The 2,355-nt window shown below is 67.4% G+C and carries 4 protein-coding genes and 1 pseudogene; 4 read left to right on the top strand and 1 reads right to left on the bottom strand.

Going from position 1 to position 2,355, the window contains the following annotated elements; genetic code table 11:
* Window positions 1-202: pseudogene (locus tag VHK87_RS16790) on the bottom strand (biotin synthase); the annotation flags it as partial.
* A gap of 352 nt (window positions 203-554) precedes the next feature.
* Here VHK87_RS16790 and VHK87_RS19510 point away from each other — a divergent pair.
* The 4 genes from VHK87_RS19510 (at window position 555) to VHK87_RS16775 (ending at window position 2,282) form a co-directional block, all read left to right on the top strand.
* The gene (locus tag VHK87_RS19510) at window positions 555-794 is read left to right on the top strand and encodes a hypothetical protein (RefSeq protein WP_414694161.1); all 240 of its coding nucleotides are present in this window, start codon (window positions 555-557) and stop codon (window positions 792-794) included.
* The gene (locus VHK87_RS16785) at window positions 689-925 is read left to right on the top strand and encodes a GreA/GreB family elongation factor (protein WP_329636037.1); all 237 of its coding nucleotides are present in this window, start codon (window positions 689-691) and stop codon (window positions 923-925) included. The genes VHK87_RS19510 and VHK87_RS16785 overlap by 106 nt, the downstream gene beginning before the upstream one ends.
* Before the next feature lie 165 nt (window positions 926-1,090).
* Window positions 1,091-1,267 (top strand): hypothetical protein, encoded by a 177-nt coding sequence (locus VHK87_RS16780; RefSeq protein ID WP_329636036.1) that lies wholly within the window; start codon window positions 1,091-1,093, stop codon window positions 1,265-1,267.
* Window positions 1,268-1,292: 25 nt separating this feature from the next.
* Window positions 1,293-2,282 (top strand): TerC family protein, encoded by a 990-nt coding sequence (locus VHK87_RS16775; protein WP_329636035.1) that lies wholly within the window; start codon window positions 1,293-1,295, stop codon window positions 2,280-2,282.
* Window positions 2,283-2,355: the final 73 nt, after the last annotated feature.

The raw sequence follows: 2,355 nt of genomic DNA, 5'->3' as shown, positions 1-2,355 counted from the left end.
CGCAGTCCTCCGGGCAGCCGCCGGTCTTCACCGAGAGCAGCTGTGAGAGCTGCAACTCGGTGGGGTCGAACCAGCGCCGGTGCACCTCTGCGGCGCGGAACACCAGCTCGGTGAAGGGCAGCTCGAACAGGGCCTCGACCTCCTCCAGCGTCCAGTCGTGCCGGGGCAGGGCGGGGTCGGCGGGGCGGACGTGCAGGTTCATTTCACTCTCCGGCGTTGCGGCCGGCGCAGCTATAGCGGCCCGGCGCCCGGACCGAAATCCCGGGTAAGCGGGCGGCGTTTGACTTCGCCGCCTCGCGTGTCATGCTGTGGTTCTGATGTGTTGTTCCGCACTATTCGCGCGACAGACGAACCACGCCGGCCGCCTCGTCGCAGGCGGCTGACCCCGAGCCCATTGTAAAGCCGTGGGCTTGGGGTTCGGGGGAGCGCTCCGGAATTCATCTTTCAATTGATCTAGGCGCTCAGCTGACAGGCTGAGCGAAGGTGTTGACTTGACCAAGACTTCAACGAACCGCCCCAAGGGGCGCGGAGAGCGTTCGCGACCGGCTGTCTACGTGGCGGCGGCGGAGTTCGACCGGCTGGCGGACCTGGCCGAGGCCTTCCATGGCCCGGGCGCCCGGCTGCTGGCCGAGGAGCTCGACCGGGCGGTGGTCGTCGAGCCCCGCCGGACGCGGCGCGGCTTCGCCGGCTGCATTCGACCGTCAGCTACCTCGATCACGCGTCCGGCCAGAACCGCACCGTCACCCTGGTGCTTCCGCACGAGGCGGACATCGACCAGGGGCGGCTGTCGGTGACCGCGCCGGCCGGCGCGGCGCTGCTCGGCCTGTCGGCCGGCGACGTGTTCAGCTGGCGCGGCGACGACGGGCGCGTGCACGAGTTGACGGTGTTGCGGGTAAGCGATCCGGCCACCGCCGCTCGGCCTTGAACCGCGCCACAGGCTTCCTACCTGAACCATTGCGGACCGGGCCCCTCTGACGATCCTCCCCCCGATCGTGATGTCGGACCGCAACAGGCGCGCTCGGGGCCGGCTCGTCACCTCCCTCCCCTAGCGACCCCGTTCCGGGCGCGCCTCCCTGCACGGAGGAGCCTTATGAACGATCTGCATCAATCCCGTCTGAAATCGCGCCTGTGGCGGGCCCTGGCGCGCCACAGGACTGAGCGCAGCTGGCCGATCGCCGACCTGACGCTGTTCCGGAACCTGACGCTCAGGGTGGAACGGCTGCAGGCGGAGATCGCCCGCGCCGAACATCGCGCCGCCGTCCTCTAGGCCAGCTGCCTAGGGAGACTTCAACATGCTGGAATTCCTGACAGCGTCACTGCTGGGCAAGCCGCTGTGGATGTGGCTCGCCTTCGCCCTGGTGGTCGTCGTCCTGCTGGTTCTCGACCTGGGCGTCCTCCACCGGAAACATCGTGAGATCGGCATTCGCGAAAGCCTTTTGATGTCGGCCGGTTATCTGGCTCTCGGCGTCGGCTTCGGCGGCTGGGTCTGGTTCGAGCTCGGCCGCGAATCGGGGATCGAGTATCTGACCGGCTTCCTGGTCGAGAAGAGCCTGGCCCTCGACAACATCTTCGTCATCGCCTCGATCTTCGGGGCATTGGCGGTCCCGGCGGCCTACCAGCACCGGGTGCTCTTCTGGGGCATTCTCGGTGTGATCGTCCTGCGGGCGATCATGATCGGCTTCGGTGCGGCCCTGGTCGCAAGCTTCGAATGGGTGCTGCTGATCTTCGCCGGCTTTCTGGTTCTGATGGGCCTGAAGATGCTCTTCGCAAAGAAGGAGGCGAGCGATCCGCGCGACAACGTCTTCTACCGCTGGCTCGCCGGCCATCTGCGGCTGACCGACGGGCTGCGCGGGCACCGCTTCTTTGTCCGCGAGCCCGGTGCGGACGGGCGGCTGGCGCTCTTCGCCACGCCTCTCTTTATGGCCCTGCTGATGGTCGAGGCGGCGGACGTGATCTTCGCGGTGGACTCGGTGCCGGCGATCTTCGCCATCACCACCGACCCATACATCGTCTACACCTCGAACATCTTCGCCATCCTCGGCTTGCGGGCGCTCTACTTCGCGCTGGCGGCGATCATCGGTCGCTTCGCCTTCCTGAAGCAGGCGCTGGCCCTGCTGCTGGTCTTTATCGGCGGCAAGGTGTTCGTGGCCGAGGCCATGGGCTGGGAGAAGTTCCCGGCGCCGGTCTCGCTGGCGGTGACGGTGGGGCTGATCGCCGGCGGCGTCGCCTGGTCGCTGTGGCGCACCCGGCGGACTGCGCCCGAACCGCAGATGATCACATAAAGAAGTCCTTATATGTCGGTTGCCGCCGCAAGCGTCGGCGGCTATAGACCTCCAAACTTCGCGCGCCGGGCGA

Source organism: Phenylobacterium sp. (assembly GCF_036263695.1).
In the GTDB taxonomy this organism is placed as follows: Bacteria; Pseudomonadota; Alphaproteobacteria; order Caulobacterales; family Caulobacteraceae; genus Phenylobacterium.
This window is presented reverse-complemented; position numbering and strand designations above follow the sequence as displayed.

Bases quoted from the DNA above. Each gene is read 5' to 3' on its own strand.
- VHK87_RS16775 (WP_329636035.1), top strand. From the start codon at position 1,293: ATGCTGGAATTCCTGACAGCGTCACTGCTGGGCAAGCCGCTGTGGATG.
- VHK87_RS16780 (WP_329636036.1), top strand. From the start codon at position 1,091: ATGAACGATCTGCATCAATCCCGTCTGAAATCGCGCCTGTGGCGGGCC.